The organism is Stutzerimonas stutzeri, from assembly GCF_024448715.1.
Lineage (GTDB): Bacteria > Pseudomonadota > Gammaproteobacteria > Pseudomonadales > Pseudomonadaceae > Stutzerimonas > Stutzerimonas stutzeri_AR.
This window is the reverse complement of sequence record NZ_JAMOHZ010000001.1, coordinates 447,101-463,272: the sequence shown is the minus strand read 5'-3', so window position 1 is coordinate 463,272 and position 16,172 is coordinate 447,101. Positions and strand designations below refer to the sequence as shown.

General features: G+C 57.8%; 15 protein-coding genes. 10 read left to right on the top strand and 5 right to left on the bottom strand.

Annotation, left to right across the window (positions count from 1 at the left end; genetic code table 11):
• Positions 1-102: 102 nt before the first annotated feature.
• Entirely contained in the window at positions 103-1,296 is a 1,194-nt protein-coding gene (gene prpF / locus NAV33_RS01980; RefSeq protein WP_255976356.1) for a 2-methylaconitate cis-trans isomerase PrpF, read from the top strand.
• A 301-nt stretch (positions 1,297-1,597) separates the two neighbouring features.
• On the opposite strand, the gene ppsR is transcribed toward prpF, so the two are convergent.
• Positions 1,598-2,416 (bottom strand): posphoenolpyruvate synthetase regulatory kinase/phosphorylase PpsR, encoded by an 819-nt coding sequence (gene ppsR, locus NAV33_RS01975; RefSeq protein WP_255976354.1) that lies wholly within the window; start codon positions 2,414-2,416, stop codon positions 1,598-1,600.
• A 156-nt stretch (positions 2,417-2,572) separates the two neighbouring features.
• Here ppsR and ppsA point away from each other — a divergent pair, with 156 nt between their 5' ends.
• The 7 genes from ppsA (at position 2,573) to NAV33_RS01940 (ending at position 9,598) form a co-directional block, all read left to right on the top strand.
• On the top strand, positions 2,573-4,945 hold the full coding sequence (gene ppsA / locus NAV33_RS01970) for a phosphoenolpyruvate synthase (protein ID WP_255976351.1): 2,373 nt from the start codon (positions 2,573-2,575) through the stop codon (positions 4,943-4,945).
• Between the two features lie 207 nt (positions 4,946-5,152).
• A complete protein-coding gene (rraA, locus tag NAV33_RS01965; RefSeq protein ID WP_255976348.1) occupies positions 5,153-5,641 on the top strand; it encodes a ribonuclease E activity regulator RraA in 489 nt (162 codons plus the stop codon).
• Between the two features lie 63 nt (positions 5,642-5,704).
• A complete protein-coding gene (locus NAV33_RS01960) occupies positions 5,705-6,700 on the top strand; it encodes a zinc transporter ZntB (RefSeq protein ID WP_255976346.1) in 996 nt (331 codons plus the stop codon).
• 55 nt (positions 6,701-6,755) lie between these two features.
• On the top strand, positions 6,756-6,998 hold the full coding sequence (locus NAV33_RS01955) for a CrfX protein (protein WP_255976343.1): 243 nt from the start codon (positions 6,756-6,758) through the stop codon (positions 6,996-6,998).
• A gap of 2 nt (positions 6,999-7,000) precedes the next feature.
• The gene (locus NAV33_RS01950) at positions 7,001-7,831 is read left to right on the top strand and encodes a mechanosensitive ion channel family protein (RefSeq protein WP_255976340.1); all 831 of its coding nucleotides are present in this window, start codon (positions 7,001-7,003) and stop codon (positions 7,829-7,831) included.
• A gap of 85 nt (positions 7,832-7,916) precedes the next feature.
• Positions 7,917-8,507 carry an RNA polymerase sigma factor SigX gene (gene sigX / locus NAV33_RS01945; protein WP_255976337.1) on the top strand — a complete coding sequence of 197 codons (591 nt, stop codon included), beginning with the start codon at positions 7,917-7,919 and terminating at the stop codon, positions 8,505-8,507.
• Between the two features lie 98 nt (positions 8,508-8,605).
• The gene (locus NAV33_RS01940) at positions 8,606-9,598 is read left to right on the top strand and encodes an OmpA family protein (RefSeq protein WP_255976334.1); all 993 of its coding nucleotides are present in this window, start codon (positions 8,606-8,608) and stop codon (positions 9,596-9,598) included.
• Positions 9,599-9,761: 163 nt separating this feature from the next.
• On the opposite strand, the gene acnB is transcribed toward NAV33_RS01940, so the two are convergent.
• Positions 9,762-12,371 (bottom strand): bifunctional aconitate hydratase 2/2-methylisocitrate dehydratase, encoded by a 2,610-nt coding sequence (gene acnB, locus NAV33_RS01935; protein ID WP_255976314.1) that lies wholly within the window; start codon positions 12,369-12,371, stop codon positions 9,762-9,764.
• 402 nt (positions 12,372-12,773) lie between these two features.
• Between acnB and NAV33_RS01930 the strand changes: the two genes are divergently transcribed.
• The gene (locus tag NAV33_RS01930) at positions 12,774-13,241 is read left to right on the top strand and encodes a DUF1289 domain-containing protein (RefSeq protein WP_255976312.1); all 468 of its coding nucleotides are present in this window, start codon (positions 12,774-12,776) and stop codon (positions 13,239-13,241) included.
• A 60-nt stretch (positions 13,242-13,301) separates the two neighbouring features.
• On the opposite strand, the gene NAV33_RS01925 is transcribed toward NAV33_RS01930, so the two are convergent.
• A complete protein-coding gene (locus NAV33_RS01925; RefSeq protein WP_255976308.1) occupies positions 13,302-14,162 on the bottom strand; it encodes a universal stress protein in 861 nt (286 codons plus the stop codon).
• A 173-nt stretch (positions 14,163-14,335) separates the two neighbouring features.
• On the opposite strand from NAV33_RS01925, the gene NAV33_RS01920 reads away from it, so the two are divergent.
• Positions 14,336-14,941, top strand: coding sequence for a tRNA-(ms[2]io[6]A)-hydroxylase (locus tag NAV33_RS01920; RefSeq protein ID WP_255976306.1), 606 nt, complete (start codon positions 14,336-14,338; stop codon positions 14,939-14,941).
• Between the two features lie 5 nt (positions 14,942-14,946).
• Here the strand turns inward: NAV33_RS01920 and lpxH are convergent, their stop codons facing one another.
• Both lpxH and NAV33_RS01910 read right to left on the bottom strand, forming a co-directional pair.
• Entirely contained in the window at positions 14,947-15,669 is a 723-nt protein-coding gene (lpxH, locus tag NAV33_RS01915; protein WP_255976304.1) for a UDP-2,3-diacylglucosamine diphosphatase, read from the bottom strand.
• 5 nt (positions 15,670-15,674) lie between these two features.
• Positions 15,675-16,169: a peptidylprolyl isomerase gene (locus tag NAV33_RS01910; protein WP_255976302.1), complete on the bottom strand. Its 495-nt coding sequence runs from the start codon at positions 16,167-16,169 to the stop codon at positions 15,675-15,677.
• Between the last annotated feature and the right edge of the window lie 3 nt (positions 16,170-16,172).

Below are 16,172 nucleotides of genomic sequence, written 5' to 3'. Positions count from 1 at the left end.
GCTAGGCGGCACTGCTGCGCTCAAGGCAGCAGCGTCGCCTCCCTATGATGTTGAATCCGTGCTGTGGCCAGTAGGCCATAGCATTTGATGAGGAAGGTCTTCATGGCTCATGCACCGCAACTGAAAATTCCGGCTACCTATATGCGCGGCGGCACCAGCAAAGGCGTGTTCTTCCGCCTGCAGGATCTCCCGCCCGCTGCGCAGGTGCCGGGCGAGGCGCGTGACAAGCTGTTTATGCGCGTCATTGGCAGTCCCGATCCATACGGCAAGCACACCGATGGGATGGGCGGCGCTACGTCCAGCACCAGCAAATGCGTCATTCTGTCCAAGAGTGAGCGCCCTGAACACGATGTCGAATACCTCTATGGCCAGGTGTCGATCGACAGTGCCTTTGTCGACTGGAGTGGCAACTGCGGAAATCTCTCCACAGCTGCCGGCGCGTTCGCGCTACATGCGGGGCTGGTCGAGCCGGATCGAATTCCCCGGGACGGTGTCTGCGCCGTGCGCATCTGGCAGGCCAATATCGGCAAGACCATCATCGCTCACGTGCCGGTCAGCAAAGGCGAGGTGCAGGAGACCGGCGATTTCGAGTTGGACGGCGTGACCTTTCCAGCCGCTGAAATCGTGCTGGAATTCATCGATCCCGCCGATGAAGGCGAAGGCGAGGGCGGCGGTTCGATGTTTCCCACGGGAAATCTGGTCGATGACCTGGACGTGCCGGGCGTTGGTGTCCTGAAGGCCACCATGATCAATGCGGGTATTCCGACCGTTTTTATCAACGCTGAGGACATCGGCTTCGCCGGCACGGAGCTGCAGGATGCTATCAACGGGGACCCCAAGACGCTGGCCATGTTCGAGGTCATTCGTGCCCATGGGGCACTGCGCATGGGCTTGATCGCGACGCTCGATGAAGCCGCTAAACGTCAGCACACGCCAAAAGTGGCTTTTGTCGCCAAGCCAACCAACTACGTTTCATCCAGTGGCAAAGCCGTGAGCGCCTCTGACATCGACCTGCTGGTGCGCGCGCTTTCAATGGGCAAGCTGCACCACGCGATGATGGGCACTGCCGCAGTCGCCATTGGAACCGCGGCCTCGATTCCAGGCACGCTGGTCAATCTGGCAGCCGGAGGCGGCGATCGCTCGGCGGTGGTGTTTGGACATCCGTCCGGCACCTTGCGAGTGGGTGCTGAAGCTCGTCAGGTAAACGGTGAATGGACGGTGCTGAAGGCAAGCATGAGCCGGAGCGCGCGGATCCTGATGGAAGGTTGGGTGCGCGTGCCGGGTGATGGGTTGTGATTGCCAACGTCGGAATCGGTAGCGTTAAAAAACGAGAGGCCTGACGCAGAAAGTCCGCACTAAGCGAAATGCCGTTCACCCATGAGCGCCGCACCCTGTGCAGGGTTGCGGCGTTTTTTCTGGCCTAAGCGAATTCCACTGCTCCGTAGGAACGAGCTTGCTCGCGAACCAGGCCACGCAAAGCTTCGTGAGCAAGCTCGTTCCTAAAGCAGGGCCATTACGCCGTGGTGTTTTGCCGAACCGCCTAAAGTGAACAGCACTACGCACTAAGCGGATTTTTCGTTGTCTAGCGAAACGGCACTTATTTGAGTCGGCGCTCGACGCCTTTCTCGACAAGAATCTTGGCAGATATCTCTTCCACCGAGAAATGTGTGGAGTTGATGTAGTTGATGTTCTCGCGGCGGAAGAGATTTTCCACCTCGCGAACCTCGAATTCGCACTGCGCGAAGCTGGCATAACGACTGTTCGGCTTGCGCTCGTTGCGGATGGCGGTCAGGCGATCCGGGTCGATTGTCAGGCCGAACAGCTTGTCGCGGTGGGTTTTGAGAGCGGTCGGAAGTTGCAGGCGCTCCATGTCGTCTTCGGTCAGCGGATAGTTGGCTGCCCGGATGCCGTACTGCATCGCCATGTACAGACAGGTGGGCGTTTTGCCGCACCGGGAAACACCGACCAAAATCAGATCTGCCTTGTCGTAATAGTGCGTGCGGGCACCGTCATCGTTGTCCAGGGCGAAGTTGACCGCGTCGATTCGCTCCATGTAATTGGCGTTATGGCTGATCGAATGGGATTTGCCGACCGAATAGGAGGAGCGTGACATCAGTTCATGTTCCAGCGGAGCAAGGAAGGACGAAAAAATGTCGATCATGAAGCCATTGGACTCAGCCAGGATGTCGCGAATCTCCTGGTTCACCAGCGTATCGAATATGATCGGGCGGGCACCGTCGCTTTCCGCCGCTTTATTGATTTGCTGTACCATTGCCCGCGCTTTTTCGGCCGTATCGATATACGGCCGGGTGAGCTTGGTGAAATTGATCGTTTCGAACTGCGCCAACAGGCTTTGGCCGAGTGTTTCGGCCGTAATCCCGGTGCCGTCGGATATAAAAAATGCAGTTCGTTTCATTGCGTCTGGGACCTTAAGTCAAGAACGGTTCTCAGCTATAGTAGGCCCCTTCGCCGAGCCTCGATTGGCGGGCATTGTTACTTATTTCGCAGGGCCAGGCCAACGTGCCGCGGATGGGCACGAACCGAGTTTCCAACATAACGTGGAGAGATCACCTTGGTAGAGTACGTAGTTTCCCTCGATAAGCTCGGCAATCATGACGTTGAGCGTGTAGGGGGCAAGAACGCCTCCCTGGGCGAGATGATCAGCAACCTCGCAGGTGCGGGTGTTTCGGTACCTGGTGGTTTCGCCACTACGGCCCAGGCCTATCGTGATTTCATGGAGCTCAGCGGTCTCAACGAGCAAATCCATGCGCTTCTCGATGCGCTGGACGTGGACGACGTCAACGCCCTCGCCAAAGCCGGCTCGCAGATTCGCGGTTGGGTCATGGAGGCTGAATTTCCGCCCAAGCTGGACGCCGACATCCGTACCGCATTCGCCGAAATGGCTGCTGGCAATGAACAAATGGCAGTCGCGGTCCGCTCTTCGGCAACCGCCGAAGACCTGCCGGATGCCTCCTTCGCGGGTCAGCAGGAAACCTTCCTCAATATCCGTGGCGTGGACAACGTGATCCGCGCGGCCAAGGAAGTTTTCGCCTCACTGTTCAATGACCGTGCCATTGCCTATCGCGTGCATCAGGGCTTCGACCACAAGCTGGTCGCCCTGTCCGCCGGTGTGCAGCGTATGGTGCGCTCCGAAACCGGCACTGCCGGCGTGATGTTCACGCTGGACACCGAATCCGGCTTCCGTGACGTGGTCTTCATCACCGGTGCCTACGGCCTGGGCGAGACCGTCGTGCAGGGTGCAGTCAACCCCGACGAATTCTACGTGCACAAGCACACCCTCGAAGCAGGCCGCCCGGCAATCTTGCGCCGCAATCTGGGTAGCAAGGCGATAAAGATGATCTACGGCGAAGAAGCCAGCGCCGGCAAGTCGGTCAAGACCGTCGATGTCGATCAGGCCGAACGCATGCGCTTCTGCCTCACCGACGAGGAAGTCAGCAACCTGGCCCGCCAGGCAATGATCATCGAGAAACACTACGGCCGCCCGATGGATATCGAGTGGGCCAAGGATGGTGATGATGGTCAGCTTTACATCGTTCAGGCTCGCCCCGAGACGGTGAAAAGTCGCACCAGCGCCAACGTCATGGAGCGCTACCTGCTCAAGGAAAAAGGTACTGTGCTGGTCGAAGGTCGCGCTATTGGTCAGCGTATCGGCGCGGGCCCGGTGAAGATCATTCGTGACGTTTCGGAAATGGACAAGGTTCAGCCGGGCGACGTTCTGGTGTCGGACATGACCGATCCGGACTGGGAGCCGGTGATGAAGCGCGCCAGCGCCATCGTCACCAACCGCGGCGGTCGTACCTGCCACGCGGCGATCATTGCACGTGAGCTGGGCATCCCGGCGGTCGTGGGTTGCGGCAATGCCACTGAACTGCTGAAGGATGGCCAGCGTGTCACTGTCACCTGCGCCGAAGGCGACACTGGCCTGATCTTCGAGGGCGAGCTGGGCTTCGATATTCGCCAGAACTCCATCGACGCCATGCCTGAGCTGCCGTTCAAGATCATGATGAACGTCGGAAACCCGGATCGCGCATTTGATTTCGCCCAGTTGCCGAACGAAGGCGTCGGTCTGGCTCGCCTTGAATTCATCATTAACCGCATGATCGGGGTTCATCCGAAGGCTCTGCTCAACTTCGATGGGCTGCCAGCCGACGTCAAGGGTAGCGTTGAGAAGCGCATTGCCGGTTACGGCGATCCAGTCGATTTCTACGTCGAGAAGCTGGTCGAGGGCGTGAGCACCCTGGCCGCTGCGTTCTGGCCGAAGAAGGTCATCGTGCGGCTGTCGGACTTCAAGTCCAATGAGTATGCCAACCTGATCGGCGGCAAGCTCTACGAGCCGGAAGAAGAAAACCCGATGCTCGGCTTCCGCGGCGCTTCGCGCTATATCAGTGAATCCTTCCGTGACTGCTTCGAGCTCGAATGCCGCGCAATGCGCAAGGTCCGCGACGAGATGGGGCTAACCAACGTCGAGCTGATGGTGCCCTTCGTGCGCACCCTGGGCGAGGCGTCGCAGGTCATCGATATCCTCGGCCAGTTCGGCCTCAAGCGTGGCGAGAACGGCCTGCGCATCATCATGATGTGCGAGCTGCCGTCCAATGCGTTGCTGGCTGACGAGTTCCTCGAATTCTTCGACGGCTTTTCCATCGGCTCCAACGACATGACTCAGCTGACCCTGGGGTTGGATCGCGACTCGGGCATCATCGCGCACCTATTCGACGAACGTAATCCGGCGGTCAAGAAGCTGCTGGCCAACGCGATCGAAGCCTGCAACAAGGCGGGCAAATACATCGGTATTTGCGGTCAGGGTCCTTCCGATCATCCGGACCTGGCCAAGTGGTTGATGGAGCAGGGCATCGAAAGCGTTTCGTTGAATCCGGACTCGGTTCTGGATACTTGGTTCTTCCTGGCGGATGCCGAGATCGACTGATCTCGCAGGCAAAAAAAGGGGCGGATCTTCCGCCCCTTTTTCCTTGAAGCGAAGAGCGCATGTTTTGTTGCATGCGATCTTTGCGGTTCCTGGATTGTCCCAGGCGCCGACGGCTTCAAGTTGATGCCTTCACGGGAGGTCCGTTGGTTTGCGACGGTGGCTGGGCTGGCGTCGAGGTTCGAAACGGTTATGCGAGAAGGAGGTTTTATGCAATACGTCACCCCTGATCTGTGCGATGCCTATCCTGACCTGGTTCAGGTTGTCGAGCCGATCTTCAGCAATTTTGGCGGCCGCGATTCGTTCGGCGGACAGATCGTCACCATCAAATGCTTCGAGGACAACTCGCTGGTTAGGGAGCAGGTTGACGTAGAGGGTACCGGCAAGGTTCTGGTGGTGGATGGTGGCGGATCGCTGCGGCGTGCGCTGTTGGGCGATATGCTGGCCGAGAAGGCTGCCCGCAATGGCTGGGAAGGAATGGTCATCTACGGTTGCATCCGTGATGTGGATGTCATTGCACAGACTGAGCTCGGCGTCCAGGCGCTTGCCAGCCATCCGATGAAAACCGATAAGCGCGGTGTTGGCGACCTGAATATTCCGGTGACTTTTTGTGGCGTGACGTTTCGCCCTGGTGAATACATATATGCCGATAACAATGGCATTCTGGTTTCGCCTGAATCTCTGAAAATACCGGGCTGATTCGAGCTTTTCGGTTACCCGAGCCCGGCTTTGCCGGGCTTTTTGCAGTTTGAAGAGGCGAAGATGCTGTCTGAGGATAATGCCCAATCAGGGTTGCTGCACGCCTTGGTGCTGGATGGGCGCGGCGGGGCACGTCAGATCGCTTATACCGATCTTGCTGCTCTAGAACTGAGCGAGGCGGAGAGCCTTTGGCTCCACTGGGATCGTAGCCAGCCCGCCGCTCAGAGCTGGCTACGCACGCGCAGCGGACTAAGTGCTTTCGCTTGCGACGTTCTACTGGAAGAGAACACAAGGCCGCGGTCGCTTGCGTTGCCTGGCGACGAGCTGCTGCTGTTTCTTCGCGGAGTTAACCTCAATCCTGACGCCGAGCCGGAGGACATGGTCTCGTTGAGAGTATTCGCCGGTGCGCGTCGGGTCATCACTCTGCGTTTGCGTCCGCTGCGCTCCACCGAGGCGGTTATTCAACAGTTGGAGGCTGGTGTTGGGCCGAAGACTTCTTCGGAGATACTGCTCGGTCTGGCTGATGCGCTTACTGATCGAGTAGATGATCTGGTTGCGGTCCTGACTGAGAAACTGGACGCGGAAGAGGACCGCATCGAAACCGATGAGCGTTACACGCCGCCTCAGGACAAAATGCTCACGCTGCGCCGGCAAGCCGCAAGTCTACGCCGTTTTCTGCTGCCTCAGCGCGAGATATATGGTCAATTAACTCGTAATCGGCTGCCCTGGTTCGTCGAAGACGACACGGACTACTGGAATGAGCTGAGCAACCGCCTGATCCGCTATCTCGAAGAGCTGGAATTGGTACGTGAACGGGCCAACCTGGTTCTCGAGGCGGAAGAGCGGCGCATGCGTGAACGCATGAACAGAACCATGTACTTGCTTGGCATTATCACCGGCTTCTTCCTGCCGATGAGCTTTCTTACCGGACTGCTTGGAATCAACGTTGGTGGCATTCCTGGATCGGAGAATTCGTACGGTTTCGCCTTGGCTTGCGCAATGATTGCCGCGGTTGCGGGGTTTCAGTGGTGGGTTTTCCGGCGCCTGAAATGGGTGTGAATGTGACTGCCTGCGCCTACATGCCGTCTAGGTCAGATAGTTTAGCGAGGTGAACATGCGCGATCCCTTTGAAGAGTCGCTGCGGAACATGCTCAATGAGCAGCCGGCACGGGATGACGATGCCTGTCTGGACCGTGTTCTGAAAACTGCCAACCGCCAGGTTGGTGCGGGCGACCTGTTCGGCCTGATGGGCCATTGGCTCCATGCAGTACTGATCGCACTTAGCAGCCGCACTCCGCATACCTCGGCGGTAACGCGTCGCCTCTCGCCCAATTCTTCTTTCGATAAGGCTGACTGATCATGGAACTCGATCCCTGGAGCCAAAGCCTGATAGGTGCAATGAGCGCACTTTGGGCGCCAATTGCTGCTTTCATTCCACGTTTGTTTGGTGCGTTGCTGGTTGTGGCGGTCGGGTTCGTAGTCGCCAAATTACTAGACGCATTGCTCTCAAAAGTGCTGGCAAAGGTAGGTCTCGATCGGCTGGTAGCTGGTACGGGTGTGACCAAGCTGCTTGGCCGTGCTGGGATCCGTATGCCAGTTTCCGCCTTGATCGGCAGGACCGTGTACTGGTTTGTACTGCTGATTTTCCTCGTGTCGGCTGCCGAATCCCTTGGGTTGGCACGGGTGTCGGCGGTCCTCGATATGCTGGCGCTTTACGTGCCGAAGGTATTTGGGGCAGCGCTTATCCTGCTTGCCGGTGTGTTGTTGGCGCAGTTGGCCAGCGGCCTGGTGCGAGGCGCTGCAGAAGGTGTAGGCCTTGAGTATGCCAGCGGCCTTGGACGAATGGCCCAAGGGCTTGTGATCATCATCAGCATCTCGGTCGCCATTGGTCAGCTGGAAGTGAAGACCGAGCTGCTCAATTACGTGATCGCCATCGCCCTGATCTCCGTCGGGCTCGCCGTTGCGCTGGCTCTTGGCTTGGGCAGTCGCGAACTGGTCAGCCAGATTCTTGCTGGCATCTATGTACGTGAACTTTACGAAGTGGGGCAGCGCGTCAGGCTCGAAGGCTTGGATCTGAGCGGTGAAATCGAGGAAATCGGAACAGCGAAAACCTTGCTGCTTACCGATGATGGCGAATTGGTTTCGATTGCAAATAGAGTTCTGCTGGAGCAGCGTGTCGGCAGCCGTTAGGCTCGGTATCTGCTAAAGTGCGCCGCCCCTTTTCGCTGGTTCCCGTGAACGGTGGCCACGACCATGATTGCCGGTTCGAAGCGTCTTGACTAAAGCCCATTCGCCCACCATGAGCTATGACCCACGCCAGCTTTCTGACGAAGAGCTGGTGCAGCGTGCCCATGTCGAGTTGTTTCATATAACGCGTGCCTATGAAGAATTGATGCGGCGATATCAGCGCACTCTTTTCAATGTATGCGCCCGCTATCTGGGTAACGACCGAGACGCCGATGACGTATGTCAAGAGGTGATGCTCAAAGTACTGTACGGGTTGAAGAACTTCGAAGGGAAATCGAAGTTTAAAACCTGGCTATATAGCATTACTTATAACGAGTGCATTACCCAATACCGCAAAGAGCGGCGCAAACGACGGTTGCTCGATGCGCTGAGCCTGGATCCGCTTGAAGAAGCATCAGAAGAAAAGAGTCCGGTTGTTACTGAGAAGGCCGGGCTTGAGCGCTGGCTCGTGCATGTGAATCAGATAGACCGCGAAATCCTCGTGCTGCGATTTGTAGCGGAACTTGAGTTCCAAGAGATCGCTGACATTATGCATATGGGACTAAGCGCAACGAAGATGCGTTACAAGCGGGCCCTCGATAAGCTGCGCGAAAAATTTTCCGGTATAGCTGAAACTTAACTGCTCGAAGTTGTCATAGTGGTAGCGAACAGCTTGGGCCTTAGTTAGCCGGTTTCCTTAGATTGTTCTGATACTAACCACCAGATGGGGATTTACGGATGAAGCTTAAAAACACCTTAGGCGTTGTAATTGGATCGTTGGTTGCCGCCACTTCTGTTAGCGCGCTGGCCCAAGGCCAAGGCGCAGTAGAGGTGGAAGCGTTCGGTAAGCATTACTTCTCCGATAGCTCCCGTGGCTTCGAAGACGAAGGCGAGCTCTATGGCGCTGGCGCCAGCTATTTCCTCACTGACGATGTCTCCCTGGGCCTGTCCTATGGTGAATATCACGACGTCACATCGGACGAGCCGGTAGCGGGCGGCGGTCACAAGAACATCAAGGGTAGCCTGACTTCACTTGATGCGGCCTACCACTTCGGCCAGCCGGGCGTCGGTCTGCGTCCTTACGTTTCTGCTGGCATGGCTCACCAGAGCATCGGCCAGGCTGCACGTAGCGGTCGCGATCACAGCACGTTCGCAAATATTGGTGCCGGTCTGAAGTATTACTTCACCGAGAACTTCTTTGCCAAGGCTAGTGTTGACGGCATGCATAACATCGATGCCGGCGACAGCGAGTGGATGGCAGGCGTAGGCGTAGGTCTGAACTTCGGTGGCGGCGCACAGCAGCAGGTCGCCCAGGTCGAGCCGACTCCTGAGCCGGCACCGGCTCCGATCGTTGATACCGAGCCAGAGCCGGAACCAGAACTGGTTCGTGTTGAGTTGGACGTCAAGTTCGATTTCGACAAAGCCCGTGTTCGTGAAGAGAGCTATAGCGACATCAAGAATCTGGCTGACTTCATGCAGCAATACCCGCAGACCAGCACCACCGTTGAAGGTCACACTGACTCGGTGGGTACCGATCAGTACAACCAGCGTCTGTCCGAGCGTCGTGCTCAGGCCGTTCGCGACGTGTTGGTCAATCAGTACGGCGTGGAAAACCAGCGTGTTGATTCGGTCGGTTATGGCGAAACCCGCCCGGTTGCTGACAACAGCACCGATGCAGGTCGTCAAATCAACCGTCGCGTAGAAGCTGAGGTTGAAGCGCAGGTTCAATAATCTGTGCCAAGTGTCATGAAAAAGCCCGGCATTGCCGGGTTTTTTCATGCTCGCCTATATAGAAATTCCGATGCGCACCACTGGAGCAGATAAGTTGTCGGATGTGAACCCGAAACAAGAAAAAGCCCGCCGAGGCGGGCTTTTTCATTGGAGCGTTACAGCCTTAAACGGCAACCACATCGATCTTGGCTTTGGCCGCGGACTCGCGGAATTCGGCGATCTGATCGAAGCTTAGATAGCGATATACGTCTGCTGCCATGGTGTCGATTTGCGCTGCGTAAACCATGTACTCCTCGACAGTCGGCAGTCGACCAAGGATCGAAGCGACCGCTGCTAATTCTGCAGAGGCCAGGTACACGTTGGTGGCATCGCCCAGGCGGTTGGGGAAGTTACGAGTCGACGTGGAGACCACCGTCGAACCGGTTTCCACTCGAGCCTGGTTACCCATGCACAGCGAGCATCCCGGCATTTCCAGGCGTGCACCAGCGCGACCGTAGATACCGTAGTAGCCTTCCTCGGTCAGCTGATGCTGGTCCATCTTGGTCGGTGGCGACAGCCACAGGCGGGTCGGCAGCGAACCTTCGACCTTGTCCAGCAGCTTGCCAGCGGCGCGGAAGTGACCGATGTTGGTCATGCAAGAACCGATGAACACTTCATCGATTTTCTCGCCCTGTACGCTGGATAGCAGGCGGGCATCGTCCGGATCATTCGGTGCGCAGAGGACCGGCTCGGTGACTTCGGACAGATCGATTTCGATGATTTCAGCGTATTCAGCGTCAGTATCGGCAGCCAGCAGCTCCGGCTTGGCCAGCCAGGCTTCCATCGCTTGAGCGCGGCGCTCCAGGGTGCGAGCGTCGCCGTAACCTTCGCTGATCATCCAGCGCAGCAGGGTAATGTTGGACTGCAGGTATTCGGCAATCGCAGCTTCCGGCAGCTTGATGGTGCAACCTGCAGCGGAGCGCTCGGCGGAGGCGTCAGACAACTCGAAGGCCTGCTCGACGGTCAGTTCGTTCAGGCCTTCGATTTCGAGAATGCGGCCGGAGAAGATGTTCTTCTTGCCTTTCTTCTCGACGGTCAGCAGGCCTTTCTGAATGGCGTAATAAGGGATCGCATGGACCAGGTCACGCAGGGTGATACCGGGCTGCATCTTGCCCTTGAAGCGAACTAGCACAGATTCCGGCATATCCAGTGGCATCACGCCGGTAGCGGCAGCGAAGGCGACCAGGCCGGAACCGGCCGGGAAGGAAATGCCCATCGGGAAGCGGGTGTGCGAGTCACCGCCGGTACCGACGGTATCCGGCAGCAGCATGCGGTTCAGCCAGCTGTGGATGATGCCGTCACCTGGGCGCAGGGAAACACCGCCGCGGGTCATGATGAAGTCCGGCAGGGTGTGATGAGTGGTGACGTCGATCGGCTTCGGGTAAGCAGCGGTATGGCAGAAAGACTGCATGACCAGGTCGGCAGAGAAGCCCAGGCAAGCCAGGTCTTTCAGCTCGTCGCGAGTCATCGGGCCAGTGGTGTCCTGGGATCCGACGGTGGTCATCTTCGGCTCGCAGTAGGTGCCCGGACGGATGCCTTTGCCTTCCGGCAGACCGCAGGCGCGACCGACCATCTTTTGTGCCAGGGTGAAGCCCTTATTGCTTTCGGCAGGCGCTTCCGGCTTTTTGAACAGATCGGACGGGCCCATGCCCAGTTCCGCGCGCGCTTTCTCGGTCAGACCTCGACCGATGATCAGCGGAATACGGCCGCCAGCGCGGACCTCGTCGAGCAGGACGTCGGTTTTCAACTCGAACGTAGTAACCAGTTCATCGCTGCCATGACGACGGACTTCGCCCTTGTACGGGTAAACGTCGATCGCGTCGCCCATCGCCAGATCGGAGCAATCGAACTCGATCGGCAGAGCGCCAGCGTCTTCCATGGTGTTGTAGAAGATCGGGGCGATCTTGGTGCCAAAGCAGAAACCACCGGCGCGCTTGTTCGGCACATTCGGGATGTCGTCGCCGAAGAACCACAGCACCGAGTTGGTGGCGGACTTCCGCGAAGAACCGGTACCGACCACGTCGCCGACGTAGGCAACCGGGAAGCCTTTGGCTTTTAGTTCTTCCATCTGCTTGAGCGGACCGACCGAACCAGGAACGTCCGGGTTGATGCCGTCGCGGGCCATTTTCAGCATGGCTAGTGCGTGCAACGGGATGTCCGGGCGCGACCAGGCATCAGGCGCTGGAGATAGGTCGTCGGTGTTGGTTTCGCCAGTGACCTTGAAGACGGTCAGGGTGACTTTTTCGGCAACCGGTGCGCGGTTCTTGAACCACTCGCCTTCGGCCCAGGATTGCATCACCGCCTTGGCGTTGGCATTGCCGGCCTTGGCTTTTTCGGCTACGTCGTGGAAAGCGTCGAACATCAGCAGGGTGTGCTTGAGTTGCGCAGCAGTGGTGTCGGACAGTTCCGGGTTGTCCAGTAGGTCGACCAGCGTGACGATGTTGTAGCCGCCCTGCATGGTGCCCAGCAGTTCTACGGCGTGCTGCTTGCTGATCAGCGGAGAGGTAGCTTCACCCTTGGCGATGGCGGCGAGGAAGCCGGCCTTGACGTAGGCAGCTTCATCCACACCGGCCGGAACGCGGTTGGTGATCAGATCGAGGAGAAATTGTTCTTCGCCGGCTGGCGGGTTCTTCAGAAGTTCGACCAGGCCTGCGGTCTGCTCGGCGTTCAGCGGCTGGGGCACGACGCCCTGGGCGGCACGCTCTTCTACGTGTTTGCGATAGGCTTCAAGCACAGTTATTTACCCTCATCAGTGGTCCCTTGGGTGTCTCGGGACGCGCATCCGGAAGCTGTTTTCAAAGTTTTACGCCGGGTTTGGATGCCGGATGCGCAGGGTAGAGGGATCTGCGCATCCGCGAATGCCGGTTCAACTGTGCTCGTGACGCTTTGAAAACAGCTTCGTACGGATCGTGGCGCCGAAAACGGCGGGCCGATTCTACTGGAATGGGTCGGTAAAGTTAAGTGAGTCGCCGTGGCGACCGAAGCCCGCCGGTATTCGCAAGGTGCGGTGATGCATGGCTGAACCCGCGCGCTGCGTGCTATGCACAGCTAACAGTAGAGTGCGAGTTGGATTCTTCAGTGACCCGGCTTGGACAAAAGTCTAAGATGCAGCGCTGTTCTTCGATCCATTATCGTCATGTCCAATCAGCGCATCAAAACCCCATGTGTGGGTCTCTGCTCAACCGTTTATGGTGATCTCGTCTGCCGCGGCTGCAAACGTTTCCACCATGAGGTGGTGAGCTGGAATGCCTATAGCGAGGAGGGCAAGCGCTCCGTCTGGCGCCGGCTGGAGCTGCTCCTCGCGCAGGTGATGGCTGCCAAGCTGGAAATTTTCGATGCGGATCTGTTGCGCCGCCAATTGGAGAGCCGGCAAGTCCGCTTCGTCGTCGAGCAGTCGCCGTACTGTTGGGCGTACCAGTTGATCGCTCGGGGTGCCCGTGTGATCCAGCAGCTTGAGGCCTACGGCGTGGTACTGCTGCCGGAGTTCCGTGATTGGGCGTTACCTGAGCTTCGCGACGCCATCGACCGGGAGTTCTTTCTTCTGTCAGAGGCGCATTACCAGCGCTATATCGCTCCGCAGTTCCTGAATGAGACCGCCGACTAGGTTCTGGCTGCAGGAGAGTGGATGGCCGCGATTACGTCTGCATGGCGCGCCTCGGTTGGCTTAGCGGCGCGCCAACTCATCCAGGTGTTCGATGATAGCGTCCGGTTTGAGTACTAAGACGTCGCTTTCCAGCGCATCCAACACGACCTCGGCGGTATTGCCCATCAGTGCACCGGAGAAACCAGTGCGGGCTACGGTGCCGATCACAGTGACAACTGCTTGGAGTTGATGGCAGACGCGAGGAATCAGCGCATCTGCCGGGCCTTCTTCGATATGGAGTTGGCTGTCTGGAATGTCGAACTCGGCCTGGAATTGTTTGCAGGCATCGCGATAGCGGGCCTCGATGGTTTCCTTCAGTTGGAAGGCAGGGTCCGCAGCTGAAAGCATCGCTGACGGATGAGCGCTGATAACGTGGAGACAGCCCTCGGCGAGCGAGGCGATTTCGTAGCCGTGGCTGATGATGCTGGCGTGAAGTGTGCGATGTTCAGTATCGGCGTTGCCGACGTCGACCGCGGCGAGGATATTGCCGCCGGTCCAGGGTACTTCGGTCTTGGTCATCAACACTGGGCAGGGGCAGTAGCGCAGCAGCTTCCAGTCTTCCGAGGTCAACAGGGCGCGTTTTAACGGGTTATCGGCGACATGTTGCTTGATGACCAGACCACAGCCTTCGGCTTGCTGCACAGCGATGATGGTCCGATGATGATTTTCATGCCAAGCCTGATGGGTGCCGACGGTATGGCCCTGGTTCTCCAGTTCCATACGAAGCCTGCCGAGATACTCACTGTGATCATGTTTGCCGTCGCAGATCAGGAGGTGCAGTCGCGACTGGCTGACACTGGCAATCAAGCGGGCCCGCCTCAGGGCCAGGTTTTCGGGTAGCTTTGGGTCAATTACCACGAGAATGCAGCGAGTGGCTTGCATGATCGGCTCCGTTTCCGGTTTCGGATGATTTCACTATAGACAAGCCACCCGCTCTGGCCAGTGACGCAATCCAACAGCTCTGGTCGTGGCAGACGCTCTTCGTATAATGCGCTGCCGACGACAACGGGCCGCGTTGCCGCCGCCATTCATCTCTTTGATACCAGAACCTCACCATGCTCCCCGAACTAAACGATTTCCTTGGCTGTGCCACGCCTACTGCCTGGGTCGATGCTGCACTGCAGAACCAGGACGTGATGCTCATCGATCACGGTAATTGCGAGAAGAAGGCTGCTGGTGCCGCCTTTCAGTTGATGTTCCGATATATCGACAAGCCCGACTTGCAGAACAAGATGTCGCGGTTGGCCAGGGAAGAGCTACGGCACTTCGAGCAAGTGTTGTCGATCATCCGCAAACGGGAAATTGCCTTGCGCAACGTCGGGTCGTCCCGCTATGCCGCGGGGTTGCGGGAGTTGGTGCGCAATCATGAGCCCTACCGGCTCACCGATACGCTGGTGACTGGCGCTTTCATTGAAGCGCGCTCGTGCGAGCGCTTCGCGATGCTCGTCCCGCACCTGGATGAAGAGCTCGGTAAGTTCTATCACGGGCTGCTTAAATCCGAGGCGAGGCATTTTCAGGACTATTTAAAGCTGGCGTATCTCTATGGGGTTGCGACGGATATCGATGCGACCATCGTTCGGGTGCGTGACCGGGAGCGCGAGCTGATCGAAAGTCCCGACAATGAGTTTCGCTTTCACAGTGGTGTTCCGAGCGCCGCCTGATCGGTTCAGTTCAGGTCGAATGCGGCCTGGTGGAAACCTGACTCATCGACCTGCAGGACCCAGCCCTGCCGGTCCCAATCGCCAAGCACGATGCGCTTGGCTGGCTGATTATCGACCTGCAGCGAATGCGTTGCGGGTCGATGAGTGTGACCGTGAATCAGCGTCTGGACCTTGTAACGCTGCATGATTCGAACAACCTCGTCCGGCGTAACGTCAACGATGTCGCTGGCTTTCATGCGGGTTTCTTGCTTGCTGCTCGAGCGAAGCTTTTGCGCCAGTTGCTGACGCTTGGCGAGCGAGAGGTTGTGCAAGATGAACAGGCTAAGGGGGTTGCGCAGCCAGCGGCGTAGCCGCATATAGCCTTCGTCTCTGGTGCACAGGCTGTCGCCGTGCATCAGTAATACGCGTTCGTTGCCGAGCTGCGCCACATGAGGATCCGCCAATAACGTGCAGCCTGCTTCACGACAGAACCCCTTGCCAATCATGAAATCGCGATTGCCATGCATCAGATAGACGCGAGTTCCTCTTTCGCTAAGTGTTCGTAACGCTCCGGCGATTTCATGCTGAAAAGGCGTCATGCCGTCATCGCCGACCCAGACCTCGAAGAAATCCCCAAGAATGTAGAGCGCCTCGGCCTGCGCAGCGCGATCATCAAGGAAGCGAAGAAACGCCCGGGTGATATCCGGGCGTTGTTCTTCGAGATGCAGATCGGAAATCAGCAGAATCAAGATGCTTACTCGACGATTTCAGCTTTCTCGATGATCACGTCTTCCACCGGAACGTCTTGATGGCCCGACTTCATGGTCGTAGAGACACCCTTGATCTTCTCGACCACGTCCATGCCTTCGACGACCTCCCCAAAGACTGCATAGCCCCAGCCCTGTACGGTCGGCGCGGTGTGGTCGAGGAAATCATTGTCTTTGACGTTGATGAAGAACTGCGCAGAAGCCGAGTGCGGCTCCATGGTGCGCGCCATGGCCAAGGTGCCGGTCTTGTTGGAAAGGCCGTTGTTGGCTTCGTTCTTGATCTGGCCGCGGGTAGCCTTCTGCTTCATGCCCGGCTCGAAGCCGCCGCCCTGGATCATGAAGTTGCTGATTACACGATGGAAAATGGTGCCATCGTAGTGGCCGCTCTTGACGTATTCCTTGAAGTTGGCGGCGCTTTCAGGGGCCTTGTCTTCGAACAGCTTGACGGTAATGACGCCATGATTGGTATGGAGTTTGATCATTGG

What these genes read in the sequence shown, in the direction of transcription:
- prpF (WP_255976356.1), top strand. Translation starts at nt 103, where the DNA reads ATGGCTCATGCACCGCAACTGAAAATTCCGGCTACCTATATGCGCGGC.
- ppsR (WP_255976354.1), bottom strand. Translation starts at nt 2,416, where the DNA reads ATGAAACGAACTGCATTTTTTATATCCGACGGCACCGGGATTACGGCC.
- rraA (WP_255976348.1), top strand. Translation starts at nt 5,153, where the DNA reads ATGCAATACGTCACCCCTGATCTGTGCGATGCCTATCCTGACCTGGTT.
- NAV33_RS01960 (WP_255976346.1), top strand. Translation starts at nt 5,705, where the DNA reads ATGCTGTCTGAGGATAATGCCCAATCAGGGTTGCTGCACGCCTTGGTG.
- NAV33_RS01955 (WP_255976343.1), top strand. Translation starts at nt 6,756, where the DNA reads ATGCGCGATCCCTTTGAAGAGTCGCTGCGGAACATGCTCAATGAGCAG.
- NAV33_RS01950 (WP_255976340.1), top strand. Translation starts at nt 7,001, where the DNA reads ATGGAACTCGATCCCTGGAGCCAAAGCCTGATAGGTGCAATGAGCGCA.
- NAV33_RS01940 (WP_255976334.1), top strand. Translation starts at nt 8,606, where the DNA reads ATGAAGCTTAAAAACACCTTAGGCGTTGTAATTGGATCGTTGGTTGCC.
- NAV33_RS01930 (WP_255976312.1), top strand. Translation starts at nt 12,774, where the DNA reads ATGTCCAATCAGCGCATCAAAACCCCATGTGTGGGTCTCTGCTCAACC.
- NAV33_RS01925 (WP_255976308.1), bottom strand. Translation starts at nt 14,162, where the DNA reads ATGCAAGCCACTCGCTGCATTCTCGTGGTAATTGACCCAAAGCTACCC.
- NAV33_RS01920 (WP_255976306.1), top strand. Translation starts at nt 14,336, where the DNA reads ATGCTCCCCGAACTAAACGATTTCCTTGGCTGTGCCACGCCTACTGCC.
- NAV33_RS01910 (WP_255976302.1), bottom strand. Translation starts at nt 16,169, where the DNA reads ATGATCAAACTCCATACCAATCATGGCGTCATTACCGTCAAGCTGTTC.